This is a genomic window from Gammaproteobacteria bacterium, from assembly GCA_016705365.1.
Taxonomy (GTDB): Bacteria; Pseudomonadota; Gammaproteobacteria; order Pseudomonadales; family UBA5518; genus UBA5518.
In genome coordinates this window covers 2020186-2035996 of record JADIYI010000008.1, presented here as the reverse complement: position 1 = coordinate 2035996, position 15811 = coordinate 2020186, and the positions used below count along the sequence as shown (strand labels likewise).

At 63.0% G+C, this 15811-nt stretch carries 14 protein-coding genes; 8 read left to right on the top strand and 6 right to left on the bottom strand.

The features are described from left to right. The first annotated feature begins 10 nt into the window (after window positions 1–10). Both lptG and IPF49_16915 read left to right on the top strand, forming a co-directional pair. A complete protein-coding gene (gene lptG, locus IPF49_16920) occupies window positions 11–1087 on the top strand; it encodes an LPS export ABC transporter permease LptG (GenBank protein MBK6289283.1) in 1077 nt (358 codons plus the stop codon). 27 nt (window positions 1088–1114) lie between these two features. Next, entirely contained in the window at window positions 1115–2839 is a 1725-nt protein-coding gene (locus IPF49_16915; GenBank protein MBK6289282.1) for an ABC transporter ATP-binding protein, read from the top strand. Here the strand turns inward: IPF49_16915 and IPF49_16910 are convergent. Next, entirely contained in the window at window positions 2818–3903 is a 1086-nt protein-coding gene (locus IPF49_16910; GenBank protein MBK6289281.1) for a mitochondrial fission ELM1 family protein, read from the bottom strand. The genes IPF49_16915 and IPF49_16910 overlap by 22 nt on opposite strands. A gap of 131 nt (window positions 3904–4034) precedes the next feature. Here IPF49_16910 and IPF49_16905 point away from each other — a divergent pair, with 131 nt between their 5' ends. The 3 genes from IPF49_16905 to IPF49_16895 are packed head-to-tail and all read left to right on the top strand — an operon-like array spanning window position 4035 to window position 6408. Continuing rightward, window positions 4035–4280 carry an acyl carrier protein gene (locus IPF49_16905; protein MBK6289280.1) on the top strand — a complete coding sequence of 82 codons (246 nt, stop codon included), beginning with the start codon at window positions 4035–4037 and terminating at the stop codon, window positions 4278–4280. Next, entirely contained in the window at window positions 4277–5458 is a 1182-nt protein-coding gene (locus tag IPF49_16900; protein MBK6289279.1) for an aminotransferase class I/II-fold pyridoxal phosphate-dependent enzyme, read from the top strand. The genes IPF49_16905 and IPF49_16900 overlap by 4 nt, the downstream gene beginning before the upstream one ends. Beyond that, entirely contained in the window at window positions 5455–6408 is a 954-nt protein-coding gene (locus IPF49_16895; protein ID MBK6289278.1) for a metallophosphoesterase, read from the top strand. The genes IPF49_16900 and IPF49_16895 overlap by 4 nt, the downstream gene beginning before the upstream one ends. A gap of 9 nt (window positions 6409–6417) precedes the next feature. Here IPF49_16895 and IPF49_16890 read toward each other — a convergent pair whose 3' ends face one another. After that, on the bottom strand, window positions 6418–7221 hold the full coding sequence (locus IPF49_16890) for a nucleotidyltransferase family protein (GenBank protein ID MBK6289277.1): 804 nt from the start codon (window positions 7219–7221) through the stop codon (window positions 6418–6420). A 3-nt stretch (window positions 7222–7224) separates the two neighbouring features. Further along, window positions 7225–8349 (bottom strand): N-acetyltransferase, encoded by a 1125-nt coding sequence (locus IPF49_16885; protein ID MBK6289276.1) that lies wholly within the window; start codon window positions 8347–8349, stop codon window positions 7225–7227. A 403-nt stretch (window positions 8350–8752) separates the two neighbouring features. Between IPF49_16885 and IPF49_16880 the strand changes: the two genes are divergently transcribed. Together IPF49_16880 and IPF49_16875 are read left to right on the top strand one after the other, a co-directional pair. Then, the gene (locus tag IPF49_16880; GenBank protein ID MBK6289275.1) at window positions 8753–10525 is read left to right on the top strand and encodes a fatty acyl-AMP ligase; all 1773 of its coding nucleotides are present in this window, start codon (window positions 8753–8755) and stop codon (window positions 10523–10525) included. Between the two features lie 31 nt (window positions 10526–10556). Further along, window positions 10557–11486 (top strand): NAD-dependent epimerase/dehydratase family protein, encoded by a 930-nt coding sequence (locus IPF49_16875; GenBank protein ID MBK6289274.1) that lies wholly within the window; start codon window positions 10557–10559, stop codon window positions 11484–11486. A gap of 2 nt (window positions 11487–11488) precedes the next feature. Here IPF49_16875 and IPF49_16870 read toward each other — a convergent pair whose 3' ends face one another. Next, a complete protein-coding gene (locus IPF49_16870; protein MBK6289273.1) occupies window positions 11489–12334 on the bottom strand; it encodes a hypothetical protein in 846 nt (281 codons plus the stop codon). Window positions 12335–12781: 447 nt separating this feature from the next. Between IPF49_16870 and IPF49_16865 the strand changes: the two genes are divergently transcribed. Then, window positions 12782–13606 (top strand): RNA methyltransferase, encoded by an 825-nt coding sequence (locus IPF49_16865; protein MBK6289272.1) that lies wholly within the window; start codon window positions 12782–12784, stop codon window positions 13604–13606. Here the strand turns inward: IPF49_16865 and IPF49_16860 are convergent. Together IPF49_16860 and IPF49_16855 are read right to left on the bottom strand one after the other, a co-directional pair. After that, window positions 13566–14741, bottom strand: coding sequence for a VWA domain-containing protein (locus IPF49_16860; protein MBK6289271.1), 1176 nt, complete (start codon window positions 14739–14741; stop codon window positions 13566–13568). The two genes, IPF49_16865 and IPF49_16860, sit on opposite strands and share 41 nt — an antisense overlap. Before the next feature lie 13 nt (window positions 14742–14754). Continuing rightward, on the bottom strand, window positions 14755–15603 hold the full coding sequence (locus IPF49_16855; protein ID MBK6289270.1) for a MoxR family ATPase: 849 nt from the start codon (window positions 15601–15603) through the stop codon (window positions 14755–14757). Between the last annotated feature and the right edge of the window lie 208 nt (window positions 15604–15811).

Here is a 15811-nt window from a genome sequence, read left to right as displayed (position 1 = left end):
GGCTGCGCCGGTGATTATCCGTCGCTTTCTCGCCGGTCACCTGTTGCGCGGGTGGCTGGTGGTATTCACGGTGCTGACCTCGCTGTTCGCGTTGCTGGCGCTGGTCGACGAGGTCGACAATCTGAACGAGCGCTACACTTTTCTGAACGCGCTTTCCTATATCGCACTTACGACACCACAACGGATCCTGGAACTTTCGCCGGTGGTCGCCGCCCTCGGTACCATACTGGCATTTGCCGGCCTGACGCGCACCAGCGAGTTGGTGGTGATAAGGGCAGCCGGCTTCTCGATGCGCCAGCTGGTACTGCTGTGCACTCCACCGACCATGTTGCTCGCCCTGCTGCTCGGCCTGTCGAGCGAATTCCTGGTCGCCAGCATGCACCAGAGGGGAGAAACGCAGCGCACCGTGCTGCGCAGCGGCAACTTCGACCTGCTCGCCGGACAGGGCTTGTGGTCGAGCAGCGGAACGCGCCTGTTCAACGTGCGCAACCTGCGCGTCGGACAGATACCCGAGGGCATTTCACTCTATCAGTTCGACGCGCACGGCGCGCTGGTCACGGCAATCGACGCCGCCCGCGCCGAGCCGATGAAGGACCGCAACTGGAAGCTGATCGATGTACGGCGCAAGGACTGGATCGACGGCAAGGTGAGCACGACGTCCCTGGCGGAACTCGAACTCGGTCCGTTCTGGTCGGCGTCGGAATTGCCGGTGCTGGGGCAATCGCTCGCCGCGATGTCACCAAGCGCACTCTACGAGTACTCCGGATACCTCGAACAATCCGGGCAGGAGTATCAGCGTGTACGCATGGCGTTCTGGCAAAAGATCGCGCTCCCGGTCTCGGCAGTGGCGATGGTGCTGCTCACCACGGTCATCGGTCTCGGTTTCGGCACCATGCGCAGCAGCGCATTCGGATTCCGGGTGCTCGGCGGAGCAGTGCTCGGCGTGGGGTTCTATCTCCTGACCCAGATATTCCATACCGGCGGCCAGCTGTTGGGCCTCGACCAGAGTGTCGTGGTGCTGATTCCGATTTGCCTGGCCGTGCTGCTGGCGGGACTGGTGGCGGTCGTGACCCGCGGTCCGCGCTGAACGCAGGCACTGCACAAGGAAACCCACATGTCCCTGATGTTGAGCTTTTACCGCGCCTATCCACTGCCGACACTGCTGGCGCTGCTCGCACTCCTGGTGGCCGGCCTTGCCGAGGGGATTGGCCTGTCCGTGCTGCTTCCGCTGCTGAATATCGCCATCGCGACGGAGTCCGGGGGCAACGGCGGGGCGCCTTCCGCCGCCGAGGGCGATTTCGAGCACGCGGTGCGCGGAATTCTGGGATATATGGGTGTCGAACCCACGCTGGCCAACCTGCTGGTGGTCGTGGTCGTGGCGATCGGGTTCAAGGGCGTTCTGCTGCTGGTTGCGCAGCGACAGGTCGGCTATACCGCGGCGCGTCTCGCCACCGACCTGCGCCTCGAATTGCTGCGCGCGATCCTGCTGAGCCGCTGGGAATATTTTCTCAATCAACCGGTTGGCAAGCTCACCAACTCCCTTGCCACCGAAGCATCGCGGGCATCCGATGCCTTCGTGAACGGCGCGACCGCGTTGACTTTCCTGGTGCAGGCCCTGGTATACGCCGCAGTCGCCATCGCGGTGTCTTGGCAGGCCACGCTTGCCGGAATACTGGCCGGCTCGATCATCATCGGCCTGTCGCACTCGCTGGTTCGCATCACCAAGCAGGCGGGGCGCAAACAGACCTCGGTGCTGCTGTCGCTGATGGCAACCATGACCGATACCCTGGGCTCGGTGAAACCGCTCAAGGGAATGGGTCGGGAACATCTGGCCGATGCGGTACTGTCGATGGAAACCACCCGGCTCAACCGCGCGCTGGAACGGCAGGTACTTGCCAGTGCCCTGCTCGAATCCACGCAGGAGTTTCTGTTCACCCTGATCATTGCCGGCGGCATCTATATCGCGCTCTCCTTCTTCCATCTGCCGTTTGCCAAGATCATGGTGTTGGTGGTGGTGGTCGGGCAGATGGTCGCGCTGCTCGGGAAAGTGCAGAAGCAATACCAGAAGATGAGCCTCGGCGAGAGCGCCTACTGGTCGATGAGACGCACCATCGGCGAGGCACAGCGCGAGGAGGAGGAATTACGCGACGGTGATCGCCCGCATCTCCATCAGCGCCTGGTGCTGGAGAACGTCTGTTTCGCCTATGCCGATCGGCAGGTGCTGGACGGTCTCGACCTGGAAATACCGGCCGGCTCGCTGGTCACGCTGATAGGCCCTTCCGGCAGCGGCAAAACCACGGTGGTCGACCTGATCATCGGCCTGCTCAAACCCGATTCCGGCGCGATCAGTCTCGACGGCACATCAATGCGCGATATCGATATCCGTCAATGGCGGCGCTCGATCGGGTATGTACCGCAGGAAACGCTGTTGCTGCACGAAAGCGTGGCTCACAACGTGAGCCTGGGCGACCCTGCACTTTCCGACGATGACATCGAGCACGCGTTGCGCGCCGCGGGTGCCTGGGACTTTGTCAGCACCCTGCCCGAGGGGATGCACAGTTCGGTTGGCGAGCGCGGCGGCAAGCTGTCCGGCGGACAGCGTCAGCGGGTGGTGATCGCCCGCGCACTGGTGCGACGCCCGCAGCTGCTGATTCTCGACGAGGCAACCAGCGCTCTCGATGGAGACAGCGCGGATGCAGTGCGCCAGACGCTCAGCGACTTGCGGGGCGAACTGACCATACTTACGATCACTCACCAGAGCGTGCTGGTGGATATCGCGGATCGGGTCTACCGGCTGGTCGATGGCAAGGCCGTTCTTCAGCCACGCGTGGCATCCTGAGCAAGCAGTGAGCGCACCCGCATCCGCGCCCGCGCAACATCACTCTCCCGCGTCTCGATGTCATGCGAGAATTCCTCGCCAAGCCACACCGCACGACCATCACGCACGAGCTGCGCGTGCACCAGGCTGATATCACGCCCGAGACGTCGCGGACCAAAGCGCATCAACGCGCGATAGGCCAGTGACTTGATGCTGTGATCCGTTTTCGCATTGCCCCCGCCCTCGCCATGATCACGCTCGAGATCGAACATATGGACCGGGCGCCGCGTGGCGCAGGCTTCCGACAGCATGGAGATGCTGTCGAAGCTGACGATGATGTGCGCGGCGCAACCCAGGTACGCCAGATAGGGATTGTCCGGATCCTGCGGCTTCCATTGGTACAGCTCGTGCGGCACGTCCACGATGCGCCGGATCGTCTCGATCACGGCTCGGGGCGTACGCGCGCTGCCGCTGATCAGCAGACTTCCGCCCAGCGCCCGCGCCATCGCACTCGCCTGCAACGCCAGGCGCGCGGCCGCATGCACCCCGAATGCGTAGGGACCGCTCGGTCCGCCAACGATCACCGCGATATGGGGTGACGGCAACTGCCGCAAACGCTCGCGGTGACGCTCGAGCGCGATCTCCAGCCGACCGCGCGTAATCGCGTGCAGCGTCAGCGTGTTCTGGAGCACCCGCGAGTCGCTGGCGAGACGGTACTGCGGGGTGGTGATCACCAGGTCGAACTGACAGGCCCGGGCCCACGGCCGACCGATATGCACGATGCGGGTCCTGCCCCCCGAGGCCCGCCGAATCCAGCGGCACACCGGCTCGTTGCGCATGCCTGCGGCAATCACCAGATCCGGCCACGGTGCCTCGAGCGCTGCCGAGCGGGCGCGATCGATGCCGAACAGCCCGGTGCCGCGAAAGAGATTGAACAGCCCGCCCTGCCAACGATGCACCAGCGTCTTGACCTCGAAGGGCCAACCGAGCGCCTCGGCAAGTGCCAGCAACTGGCTCTGCTCGCCGGCCCGATACGCGCCGATCACCCAGACCCTTGGTTGCGGCTTGTCATTCGCTGAAGGCACGTTCTTGAATTCACCAAAAAATACACAGAGCAATGATGCCACCGCGCAGGTGACGGTCCGGGCCAGTATAATCGGGCGAACGTTGACCGCGGCGCCTTTTTTCTTCGCATGCAGCAGCAGGGAAATTCACCATGACGAGTTATCAGGACTGTGTGCAACGGGTGCTCGGAATGCTCGAACCGCTGGCAAGGGACCGCGGCGCGGTCGCCGAGGCGAGCGACCTGGTGGGTGATCTCGGCCTGTCTTCGATCGATGTCATGGAAGTGATCGAGAGTGTCGAGGACGAATTCGATGTTTCATTTCCACTGAACAGCCTGCCGACAATCCGCACCGTAGGCGATCTTGCCCGTGAAATCGCGAGGCTGACCGCAGCATGAAACTCCTCGAAAAATTCGCCCCCATGGCCGGCGTTCGCGCCGAGCTCGCGGGACTCGGCATACGTCCGTTCGGTGCCGTCACCGAAAAGCTGCTGTCGTCGACCGAAGCCATTGTCGATGGCCGTCGCGTGATCCTGGCAGGCACCAACAATTATCTTGGCCTGACCTTCGATCCGGAGTGCATCGCCGCGGCCCAGCAGGCGCTCGCGGAACAGGGAACCGGAACCACCGGTTCGCGGATGGCGAACGGCACCTTTGCCGAGCATGTCGCACTCGAGCAGGAACTCGCCTCCTACTACGGACGGCAGCATGCGATCGTGTTTTCGACCGGTTTCAGCGCCACCATGGGCATGGGCGCCACGCTCGCCGGCGCCGGCGACGTAGTGATGCTCGATGCCGACAGCCATGCCAGCATCTATGATGGCGTGCGGCTCGGCGGCGCCGAGATCATCCGCTTTCGCCACAATGACGTGGAAAATCTCGAGCGCAAGCTGGCAAGACTCGGCGAACGGGCCGCCAGCACCCTGGTCATTACCGAGGGCATCTACAGCATGCTCGGCGATACCGCGCCACTGGCCGAAATAGCCGCGCTGAAGCAGAAGTACGATTTTTGCCTGATGGTCGACGAGGCCCACTCGCTCGGGGTGCTCGGCGAACACGGGCGCGGACTGGCCGAGGCCGCCGGCGTGGAGGACCAGGTGGATTTCGTGGTCGGCACGTTCAGCAAGAGTCTTGGCTCGATCGGCGGCTACTGCGTCAGCAACCTCCCCGAACTCGAAGCCATACGGTTCTCGATCCGTTCCTATATCTTCACCGCCTCTCCTTCGCCATCGGTGATCGCCTCGACGCGGGTCGCGTTGCGCCAATTGCAGCAGCGCCCGCAATTGCGCGAACAGCTGTGGCGCAATGCCCATCAGCTCTATGACGGCCTGAAGGCTCTGGGCTTCACCGTTGGCCCGCAAGCCAGCCCGGTGGTTGCGGTGAAACTCGAAGACCGCGAACTGGCGTTGCGCTGGTGGCCGCGCCTGCTGGAAATGGGCGTATACGTCAATCTCGTGGTTCCACCGGCATCGCCCTCGACATTCAGCCTGCTGCGCTGCAGCGTCAGCGCCGCCCATTCCGGGGACCAGATCCGGCGCATGCTAGAGGCATTCGCCGCATTGCGGAACGACCCGTGAGCGCGGCTTCCGGGCCGATGCAGACGCCATTTCGTTTCGCGCAGCTCTCGGATCCGCATCTTTCCGATCTTTCCTCGGTACGCTGGCGCCAGCTCGCCAGCAAACGCCTGCTCGGTTACCTCTCCTGGCGACGCCGCCGGCGCCACGAACACCGGATCGAGATGCTCGACGCACTGCGTGCCGACCTGCAAACGGTGGCGCCGGACCACACCGTCGTGACCGGAGACCTGACCCATATCGCCCTGCCCAGCGAGTTTCGCGAGGCACGCGACTGGCTGCGAAGTGTGGGTACGCCCGAGCGCGTCACCGTGGTTCCGGGCAATCACGACTGCTATATCGCCACACCCTGGGTGGGTACCCTCGGTCTGTGGAGCGAGTACATGCGCAGCGACCACGCCCCTGCAAACACGAATCCCGAGGTGTTGTTTCCATCTCTGCGGGTGCGTGGTCCGGTGGCATTCATCGGCCTGAGCAGCGCGGTACCGTCATGGCCATTGCTCGCCATCGGCCGCCTCGGTTCGGCGCAACTCGACAGGCTGCAGACCATTCTCGATTCACTGCGCAACAGCGGTCTGCTGCGTGTTCTGCTGCTGCATCATCCCCCGGTACCCGGGGAAGAGAAATGGCGCAAGCGCCTGGTGGATGCGGCGAAGCTGGGCGAATTACTGGGCGAGCACCGCGTGGATATGGTGCTGCACGGGCATCGCCACCGCGCGATCCAGAGTGCCATGCGCATCCCGGGATGCGAGGTGCCGGTATTCGGCATTCCCTCGGCATCCGCCGCCGGGAAAATCTCGAATTATCCCTCGGAATACAATCTTTACGCGGTGCGGCCCGGAGAAAGATCCTGGAACATAGAAGCCAGCGCACGCAGTTACGATGCGCGGAACAGCGGGTTTCGGGAGCGAATCGTCGCGCGTTTCGAGGTGCTGCGCCACGCAGCCCACTGAGGCATCGCATCAGGTGCGTGCCTGGCGCTCGAGCAAGCGCTGTTCGACCAGCGCGTGATCCGCCAGCGAATCGACATCCACCGCCACATCGCCAAACGGCATCTTGATGGCAGCGAGACGCAATCCCATGCGTCGCGACAGCAGTTCCATCGCCCCGTCGAGCGACAACAAGCCCATGCGGTAGCGCAACACCGCGCTCCAGCCGAGCAGACGAATCACCCGCAGCGGGGACTTGCGCTCGCTTTCGACCTCGCGCCAGCGATCGGCCATCGCGCGTCCCGCGGGGCTCAGAAACGCAAACAGGTTGCAGCCACAATAATCGTCATCGCGAAAATTCAGCACGGTTTTTTTCATGGTCGGGAAAATTTCCCGGACCCGGGCATGGGAAGCAAGCCCGACCGCGACATCGGCACCGCTCGCAATCGCCGCATGGCAGAAATAATCGATGTATTCCGGCAGCAGCAAAGGATGGTCCGCGGTGGTCAGCAAGACCGGCGTCGCGGGCTCGATAGCCGCGAGCGTGGCGTAGGCGCTGGTGCTCGGTGTTGCCCGCGGCGCCTGCCACAGCACACCATGCGTGCCAATGTAGGCGCCGAGCAGCGAACTCCCCGCGACGCTGTCGGGACCGGGCCCGCTCAGGTGGATCGCCTCGATCTCGGCCGCGGCTCCAAGCGCCTCCAGGACGCGCAGCACCATCGGCACGCCCGCTATCTCGAGCAGCGCCTTGCAGCCATGCCCCGATGCCACCAGCAGCGCATCGTCCGGCGTTCGATCACCGGCAAGAACGAGCGCGGCAAACCTGCCCCCCGGCATGACTCATAGCTCCTTTTCGTAGATCCGGTAGCGCTTGTACAACTCGCCGCCGATCAACTCGATAATCCCGCGCATGCCCGCGTTCTCTTCCAGTATCCACGACATCTCGACCTCGCGTACGCCATGCGCGCAAAGGCCCTTGCGCACCGCGTCGATGACCATGAACGCTAGCCCGGGACCCAGGCGCGAGTGCTGGAATTTCTGGCGCACGCCCATCAGGGGCACGCGGGCGCTGTGCGGGTGACGAACCTTGAGTCCCCACAGCAGGCGCAGCCAGCCAAACGGCAACAGACGTCCGTTCATTTTCGCGGCGATTTCATTCACATTGGGCATCGCGACGATAAACGCCGCTGCCTCGCCCTCGACCTCGGCGATCTGAACGTATTCGGGTGGCATCAGCAACGTGACCATTTTCCCGATATCGGCGAACTCCTCCCTGGTGAACGGCACAAATGCGAAGTTGTGCGCCCAGGCGTCGTTGAAGATATCGCGCACAAGCTCCAGCTCGTGCGCGCTGTTGCGCCTGTCCAGGGGACGCACCCGCACCCGCATCTGCCGGGTCAGCGAGTCCGCAAGGCGTTGCATCACCCGTGGCGCCTCGAAATCGGGAGCCACGCGGTAGGCCATCAGGTTGCGCGCCGTGACCAGACCACAGGAGCCAAGCAGGGCGTCGTAGCCTGGCAGAGCATGGCCCATCATGATCGAGGGCGGTGTGTCGAAGCCCTCGACCAGCATCCCGCATTCCTCGTTGACCGACAGGTTGAGCGGACCGCGTATCCGCCTCGCCCCCTGCTCGCGCAACCACGCGGCAGCAGTTTCGAACAGCGCCTGCGCCAGGGCCGGCTCGTTTTCCGCCTCGAAGAAGCCGAACGATCCGACGCCATCGCCGTGCAGTTCCTGGTGCAAGCGGTCGAACTGCGCCGTGATCCGCCCTGCCGGCTTGCCATCGACGCCGTAGGCGACCCAGGCCTGCACTTTCGCGTGCAGCAGATACGGGTTGCTGCCCCATATGCGCTGGCGGACTTCGAACTCGAGTGGTGCAACCCAGTGCGGGTCGGCGGCGTACAGACGCTGCGGCAAACGCAGGAAATCACGACGACGCGATCGCGAATCGACGGGCTGGATCAAAAAACGGGAATCGATATGAGCCACTACCGATTACTCCCGGTTGCCGCTGAGGAAACGCCGCGCAGTATACAAGCGCCCGTCATGAGCCGGCCAGCAAGGACGAATGCGGCAACCGGGAATTCGCCCGACACGCATCTCCTTGAAGCAATTTTCTTCGTGAAATCCACGAATTAGCGCGAACGCGAACCATTCCGAGCGGGCTTGTTGCGGCCAAATAGTACCACTCAATGAAGGTTGATTTGAAAGCGATCCCAACCAAAAATAGGACGGTGGTCAGCGGCTTCGAGCCGAGCCCGCCCAGGACATGGGGAAGTCAGCTGCGGGTATCCGGTATCCACCCGCTTGTCGTGACTCCTGAAAGGCTCGACGGCGGATATGGCAAACAACAAGGGAATCTACCGTTTTGCGTACCGAATCCACACCGACGACTAATACCTTGCCGTTTCGCGCGGCGGATTTCAGTACCCTGACTGAAGCGCTCGACTACGCATCACAGGGTGTTACCGGGGCAAATTTCTACAGCGGTCGCGGCGATCTGTACGCCGCGCTGTCGTTTGCGGATCTGCGCCAGCACGCCATCAGCCTCGCCCGCAAGTTCATCGCGCTTGGCCTGGGCAAGGGCGATCGTGTGGCAATGGTCGCCGAGACGCACCCGGATTTCCTTCGTGTATTCTTTGGCTGCCAGTACGCCGGCCTGGTTCCGGTCGCGCTGCCCGCGACCATCAACCTCGGCGGACACCAGAGCTTCGTGGCGCAATTGCGCGGCCTGATCGAAAACAGCGGCGCCGCGGTCGTGGTTGCTTCGGAGGGCTTTCTTCCGTTCGTGATCGAGGCCGTCGAGGGTCTTGAACTGACGATGATCGGCGAACCCGCGGAGTTCGATGCGCTGACCGAAAGCAGTGAGCCGTTGCCGGTAATCGGGACCAACGACATCTCCTATCTGCAGTACACCTCGGGCAGCACGCGCTTTCCGCGCGGCGTGATCATCGAGCACCGCTCGGTAATGAGCAACCTGACCGGCATCATTGCCGACGGCGTCAGGATAGGCGCAACCGATCGCCTGTTCTCGTGGCTGCCGTTCTATCACGACATGGGCCTGGTGGGTCTGGTGCTGGTGCCGGTCGCCGCGCAGATATCCGTCGACTACATGGACACGCGCGATTTCGCGATGCGCCCGCGGCAGTGGCTGAGCCTCATGTCGCAAACCAAGGCCACGATATCGTTCAGCCCCTCGTTTGGTTACGAACTGTGCGCGCGCCGCCTGCGCGAGGGCGAGGCCGAGCGCTACGATCTCAGCAACTGGCGCGTCGCGGGCATCGGCGCCGAAATGATCCGCTGGGAAACACTCGAGCGCTTTGCCGAGGCACTGGCGCCCGCCGGTTTCAACCCGAAGGCATTTCTGGCCTGCTACGGCATGGCCGAGTGCACGCTGGCAGTGAGCTTCTCGCCGCTCTTCGAGGGTTACAGTACCGACCGGATCGATCTCGATCACCTGGCCGATCATGGAGTGGCCCGCCAGGTGCCCGCGCATGACACCAGCACGCGGACACGTGCGTTCGTGAGTTGCGGCACGCCGTTGCCGGGCTATGAACTCGAGATTCGCGACGATGCCGGCGCCCTCCTGCCAGAGCGGGTGACCGGAACGATATTCGTGCGTGCCGCCAGCGTGATGTCGGGTTATTTCAATGCCCCCGCGGAAACCGGGGCCGCGCTCAGCGCGGATGGGTGGCTCAACACCGGCGACATTGGATACACGATCGACGGCAGTCTGATCATCACCGGACGCCAGAAAGACCTGATCATCATCAACGGCCGCAATATCTGGCCGCAGGACCTCGAGTATCTTGCGGAGCATCAGCAGGAAGCCCGGGTCGGCGACGCTCTTGCATTCTCGGTGCCGGGACCCGAGGCGCGCGAGATCTGCGTGCTGGTGGTGCAGTCTCGCGAAACGAATGTCGGCAAGCGCCTGGCGCTCATCGACCGCCTGACGCATCTGGTGCGTCTCGAGATGGGCATCGACTGCTACGTCGAACTGGTGCCGCCGCATACCCTGCCACGCACCTCCTCCGGAAAACTGTCGCGCTCCAAGGCCCGTCAGAACTTCATTGCCGCCCACGACCTGGCCGAGGTGGCGGCCGTTGCCGAAGGCATGCCGTTGAGGCAGGCCTCGGCCTGAACACCAGACTCCGCGGCGCGACCAGCGGCGCATGCAGATAGCTCTTACCGGCGCCACCGGCTTCATCGGCAGGCGCCTGTGTGTCACCCTTGCCCAGGACAATCACCGCGTGCGTGCGCTTGCGCGCAACCGCGAGGCTGCGGCCCGCTTGCTCGATCCGCGCACGGAGATTCTCCGCGGCGATCTCGACTCGCCCGAAGCACTCCGGCGCCTGGTAAGCGGCTGCGATGCGGTAATCCATCTCGCAGGAGCCGTGCGTGGCGCGAAGCGGCAGGATTTCGATGCGGTGAACGTGGCCGGCACGGCACAGTTGCTGAGGGCGATGGATGCGGTTGCGGCGCAGGTCCCGTTGCTGTTCTTCTCTTCTCTCGCCGCCCGCGAACCCGGCCTGTCCCATTACGCCCGCAGCAAGCACCTGGCAGAGGAATTGCTGCGCGCAGGCACCCGCGAGCGACCGTGCCTGATCCTGCGCCCACCCGCGGTCTACGGGCCAGGCGATCGCGAACTGTTGCCGGTGTTTCGGTTCATGGCAAGGACCGGCCTGGCACCTGCCGCGGGTAGCGCTGCCGCCCGCCTGTCGCTGCTGTTCGTGGATGATCTCGGTACCCTGGTTTCAGCGTGGCTCGGCACCGCCGGCGAACTCACGGGAACCTTCCCGCTTCATGACGGGCACGCGGGTGGTTACTGCTGGTCCGACATTGCAGCGATCGTGGCGGCACAAGCAGGCAGGGTTGTCCGGGTGTGGGAAATTCCCCGGCTGCCACTCGATCTGCTGGCCCGTGGCAACGCCGGCCTGGCGCGGCTGCTGGCGTACCAACCCATGCTGACACCGGAAAAGCTGCGTGAACTGCGCCACCCCGACTGGGTATGCGCAAACGACGGCATCACCGCGGCCCTGGGCTGGAAGCCGCGGATCGAGCTGAGCGCCGGGTTGCGCCTGACCCCGGGCTGGAGTGATTGAGATCAGAACGTGCGCACCGGTTCCGCCGCCAGCCGATCGCTCTCTTCATGCCACTGGAACACGTTGAGTTCGATGAACACGAATGCCACCAGCCACAGGAAGGCATCCCAGAAATCGATGAAATTGCCCGCAAAGCCCCAATATACCGCGGCGCCCAGCAGAACCGCATAGGTAATGAACTTGAGTACCGAACTGAGACGCAGCAGCATGCCGGTCAGCGCGCCACGAAGCTGCAAGCGCACATCGGCCTCGAGCAGGACGATGACCATTATCCACGCCCCGGCATTGACCACATCGACCAGGGCCATTTGCTGGGCATCGTTCAGCGTGGTGTAGGTAGTGAGAATCTGCGAATTATCGAGGCGGAACAGGGTCTCGCCAGCGAGCGCGGAACAGTTTTCGGTGCCGAGCGCCACGAACTCGTCGAAATTCGTCAACAACGACCAGCCGGAATCCGCCAGCGTGCAGGCATCGGCTGCAATGCGCTGGACTTCGAGATAGGAAATGAATTTTCCGGTATAACCGATAAACGTATCCACGATGACGAGCCCGAACAGGGCACGCAGGCCGTGCAGGCTCCATTTCACGCCACGCCTCTGCAAGCTGCTGTCGGGCAGATAGGAAGTCTCCAGCTCGAACAACAACAGCAGACACACCCAGGCCCCGGTGTCGATGGTCTGCGCATAGACCTCGACGATGCGCTGCCAACCCGACAACTCGTCCAGGCGGAACACCGCTGCCTGCCAGTCCTCCTGGAAAAAGAGCCAGGCATTCCACACCACGGCCAGATAAACCGCATACTTGAACAGCGCGAAAATGTGGCTCGGATGAAGGAGTTTGTGCTCCATACGCTGCGTTTATCCAATGCGGCGGGCTGCGGGCATTTTCGACGGGGCACGCGCAGATGACAAGCCGCCGTCACGCGCCGCAGGGACACACGCGCCCGAGCGCGCCACGATTCGATGCATCCGGGCATGAGTCCTCGCTCCCGGCCCTGACGATGGGACAGTATTGAACACTGACGTTTTTATGACGCGGCATGTATTTTGCTGGTAGCACCCCAAACCCTGTAATGGTGCTGCCATGTCGACAAAACCCAGAGCCGGCGAATCAAAACCAGCCAATTTCCGTTCCGATCGCTTTTGCCAGATCAACGGAATGTGGTATTTCATAACCCGCGAAAAAACCCAGGAGGGGCCGTTCCACAACCGCACCGGCGCCGATCTGGGAGCGCAGCGTTATATCGCGAACAAGCAAGCCGAGCGCCGGGAAGCCTGGAGATACTGCCAAGCCAGATGAGCATTATTCCGGGCGAGGCCTACCTGCAGCGCAAGGCCGCTTTCGATCGCTGCCTTACGGTCTACGGGCGCAATCCGGTACTCGAGGCCCTGCAGGCGCCCGGTGTCGTGTGCGAGCGGCTCCATCTCGCCCGCAGCAACAAGCCGGCACCGGCAATCGAACAGATCGAGGCACTCGCGCGCGAGCAGCGGGCCGAAGTCCTCCTGCACGGGCGTGCGGAACTGGCGCGTATCTCGCGCAATGCGCGCGAGGATCAGGGGGTCGCGGCGGATCTGCGCTGGCCAGGTTACCGGCAACTCGCCGACATTCTGCCGCTGAGCCCCCTCGAAGGGCGCGCATTGCTGGCCGTCGATGGCATCACCAATCCGCAAAATCTCGGCATGCTGATCCGCTCGGCTGCCGCCGGTGCCTGCGAGGGCATCCTGCTGCCGCGCCACGGCGGCTGCGATATCGGACCGCTGGTGATCAAGGCCAGCGCCGGCGCGCTGTTTCGCGCCACGCTGCTGCGTTGCGAACGATTGCCCGCGGCGCTCGGGCAATTGCGTGATTGCGGCTGGAAGATCTGCGTGCTCGACGGTGCCGCGCCGCGCAGCCTGTTCGGCGAGCTGGACGATGTCGCGCGCGTGTACGTCCTGGGCAGCGAGAGCACGGGAGTCAGCAGCACGGTACAGGCACTGGCCGACGAACGACTCGCGATACCGATGAACAATGGTGTCGAATCGCTGAACGTCGCGGTGAGTGCCGCGTTGGTGGTATTCCGCGCGCAGCTGCGCGGGCTGCCTAGCGGCTCAGGTAGGCCATTGCATCCTCGAGACCCTTGATGGTCATCGGGAACATGCGATCCTCGAGCAAGCGACGGGCGATATCGATCGACTGGGTGAAGTCCCAGTGTTCTTCCGGTATCGGGTTCAACCACACGATCTTGCTGTAAGTTTCGCAAAGCCGGCGGATCCAGACCTCTCCCGATTCCTCGTTCCAGTACTCGACGCTGCCGCCAGGCTGGAGAATCTCGTAGGGCGACATCGAAGCGTCGCCGACGAAGATCACCTTGTAGTCGTGCGGGTACTTGTGAAGGATATCGATGGTCGCCATTTTCTCGCTGTGGCGACGGACATTGTTGCGCCACACCGCGTCATAGATGAAATTGTGGAAGTAGAAATATTCCATATGCTTGAATTCACCGCGCGCCGCCGAAAACAGCTGCTCGCAGGTGCGCACATGCGGGTCCATCGACCCGCCCACATCGAAAAACAGCAATACCTTCACTGCATTGTGCCGCTCGGGCACCATTTTCAGGTCGAGCAACCCGGCATTCCTTGCGGTCGAGCGGATCGTATCCGGCATGTCGAGCTCTTCGGCGGCACCGGTACGGGCAAACTTGCGCAGGCGGCGCATCGCGAGCTTGATGTTCCGCGTGCCCAACTCCACCGAATCGTCGAGGTTCCTGAACTCGCGTTTCTCCCAGACTTTCACCGCGCGTTTGTTGCCGCCGTTCGGACCAATCCGGATGCCCTCCGGGTTGTAGCCCTCGGCGCCGAAGGGCGACGTGCCACCGGTGCCGATCCACTTGTTGCCGCCCGCGTGCCGGCCCTTCTGCTCTTCGAGGCGCTTCCTGAATTCCTCGATGAGCTTGTCCAGTCCGCCCAGCGATTCGATTTTCGCCTTTTCCTCCTCGCTCAGGAATTTCTCGAATTCCTTGCGCAGCCACTCCTCCGGTATCAGCGCCTCGATGATGTCGTCAATCGATTCGATGTCCCTGAAATAGGCGCTGAACGCACGATCGAACTTGTCGAAATATTTCTCGTCCTTGACCAGTACCGCGCGGCTGAGATAGTAGAACGCATCGACGTCGGCAAATACCACCCGCGCGCGCAGCGCCCCCAGCAGGTCAAGGTATTCGCGGATCGATACCGGGACGCCGCCGCTGCGCAGACCGTGAAAGAAATTGACCAGCATTCGCCGTACCGCCCTAGCGGCGGCTCTCGCGCCGGTGCATGAACGCCAGCCGTTCCAGCAGATGCACATCCTGCTCGTTCTTCACCAGGGCACCGTAGAGCGGAGGAATCGCCTTGCTGGCATCGTGGTTCCTGAGAATCTCGTCGGGTATGTCATCGGCCATCAGCAGCTTGAGCCAGTCGATCAACTCCGAGGTCGAGGGCTTCTTCTTCATTCCAGGCACGCTGCGCACATCGAAGAATATGTCGAGCGCATCGCTCACCAGCTGACGCTTGATGCCCGGGTAATGCACATCGACGATGCGCATCATGGTGTCGCGGTCGGGGAAACTGATGAAGTGGAAGAAGCAGCGGCGCAGGAAGGCATCCGGCAGCTCTTTCTCGTTGTTGCTGGTGATGATCACGATCGGGCGAATACGCGCACGGACCGCCTCACCGGTCTCGTAGACGTGGAACTCCATGCGATCGAGTTCCAGCAGCAGGTCGTTGGGAAACTCGATGTCGGCCTTGTCGATCTCGTCGATCAGCAGCACCACCTGCTCGGGAGCATCGAAGGCTTCCCACAGTTTGCCCCTGCGGATGTAGTTGCCGATGTCCTGTACCTTCGCATCGCCCAGCTGCGAATCCCGCAGGCGCGATACGGCATCGTATTCATAGAGACCCTGCTGGGCCTTGGTCGTCGACTTGATATGCCACTGCACGAGAGGTTTACCCAGCGCCTGTGCCACCTCTTCGGCAAGCAGTGTCTTGCCGGTACCCGGCTCGCCCTTGATCAGCAACGGCCGCTGCAGGATCACGGCCGCATTGACCGCCATCTGCAGATCTTCGGTGGCAACATATCGCTCGGTACCCTTGAACGTCATGCGATCTCCCCTCGCGTGGTGCGGATATGCCGGAGACGATGTGCCGCCGGGAACGGGGAGTTTATACGATTGAACCCGGTCTCTCGACTGACCAAAGCGCTCAGCGGCGCAGTCGGATCCGCTCAACGCCGCACCGGCCATGGACTTGGCGCAGGAGCAGTAGTAGCCTGTGGCCCATCACTCCGCTCCCGACTCACCTCCCACCGGA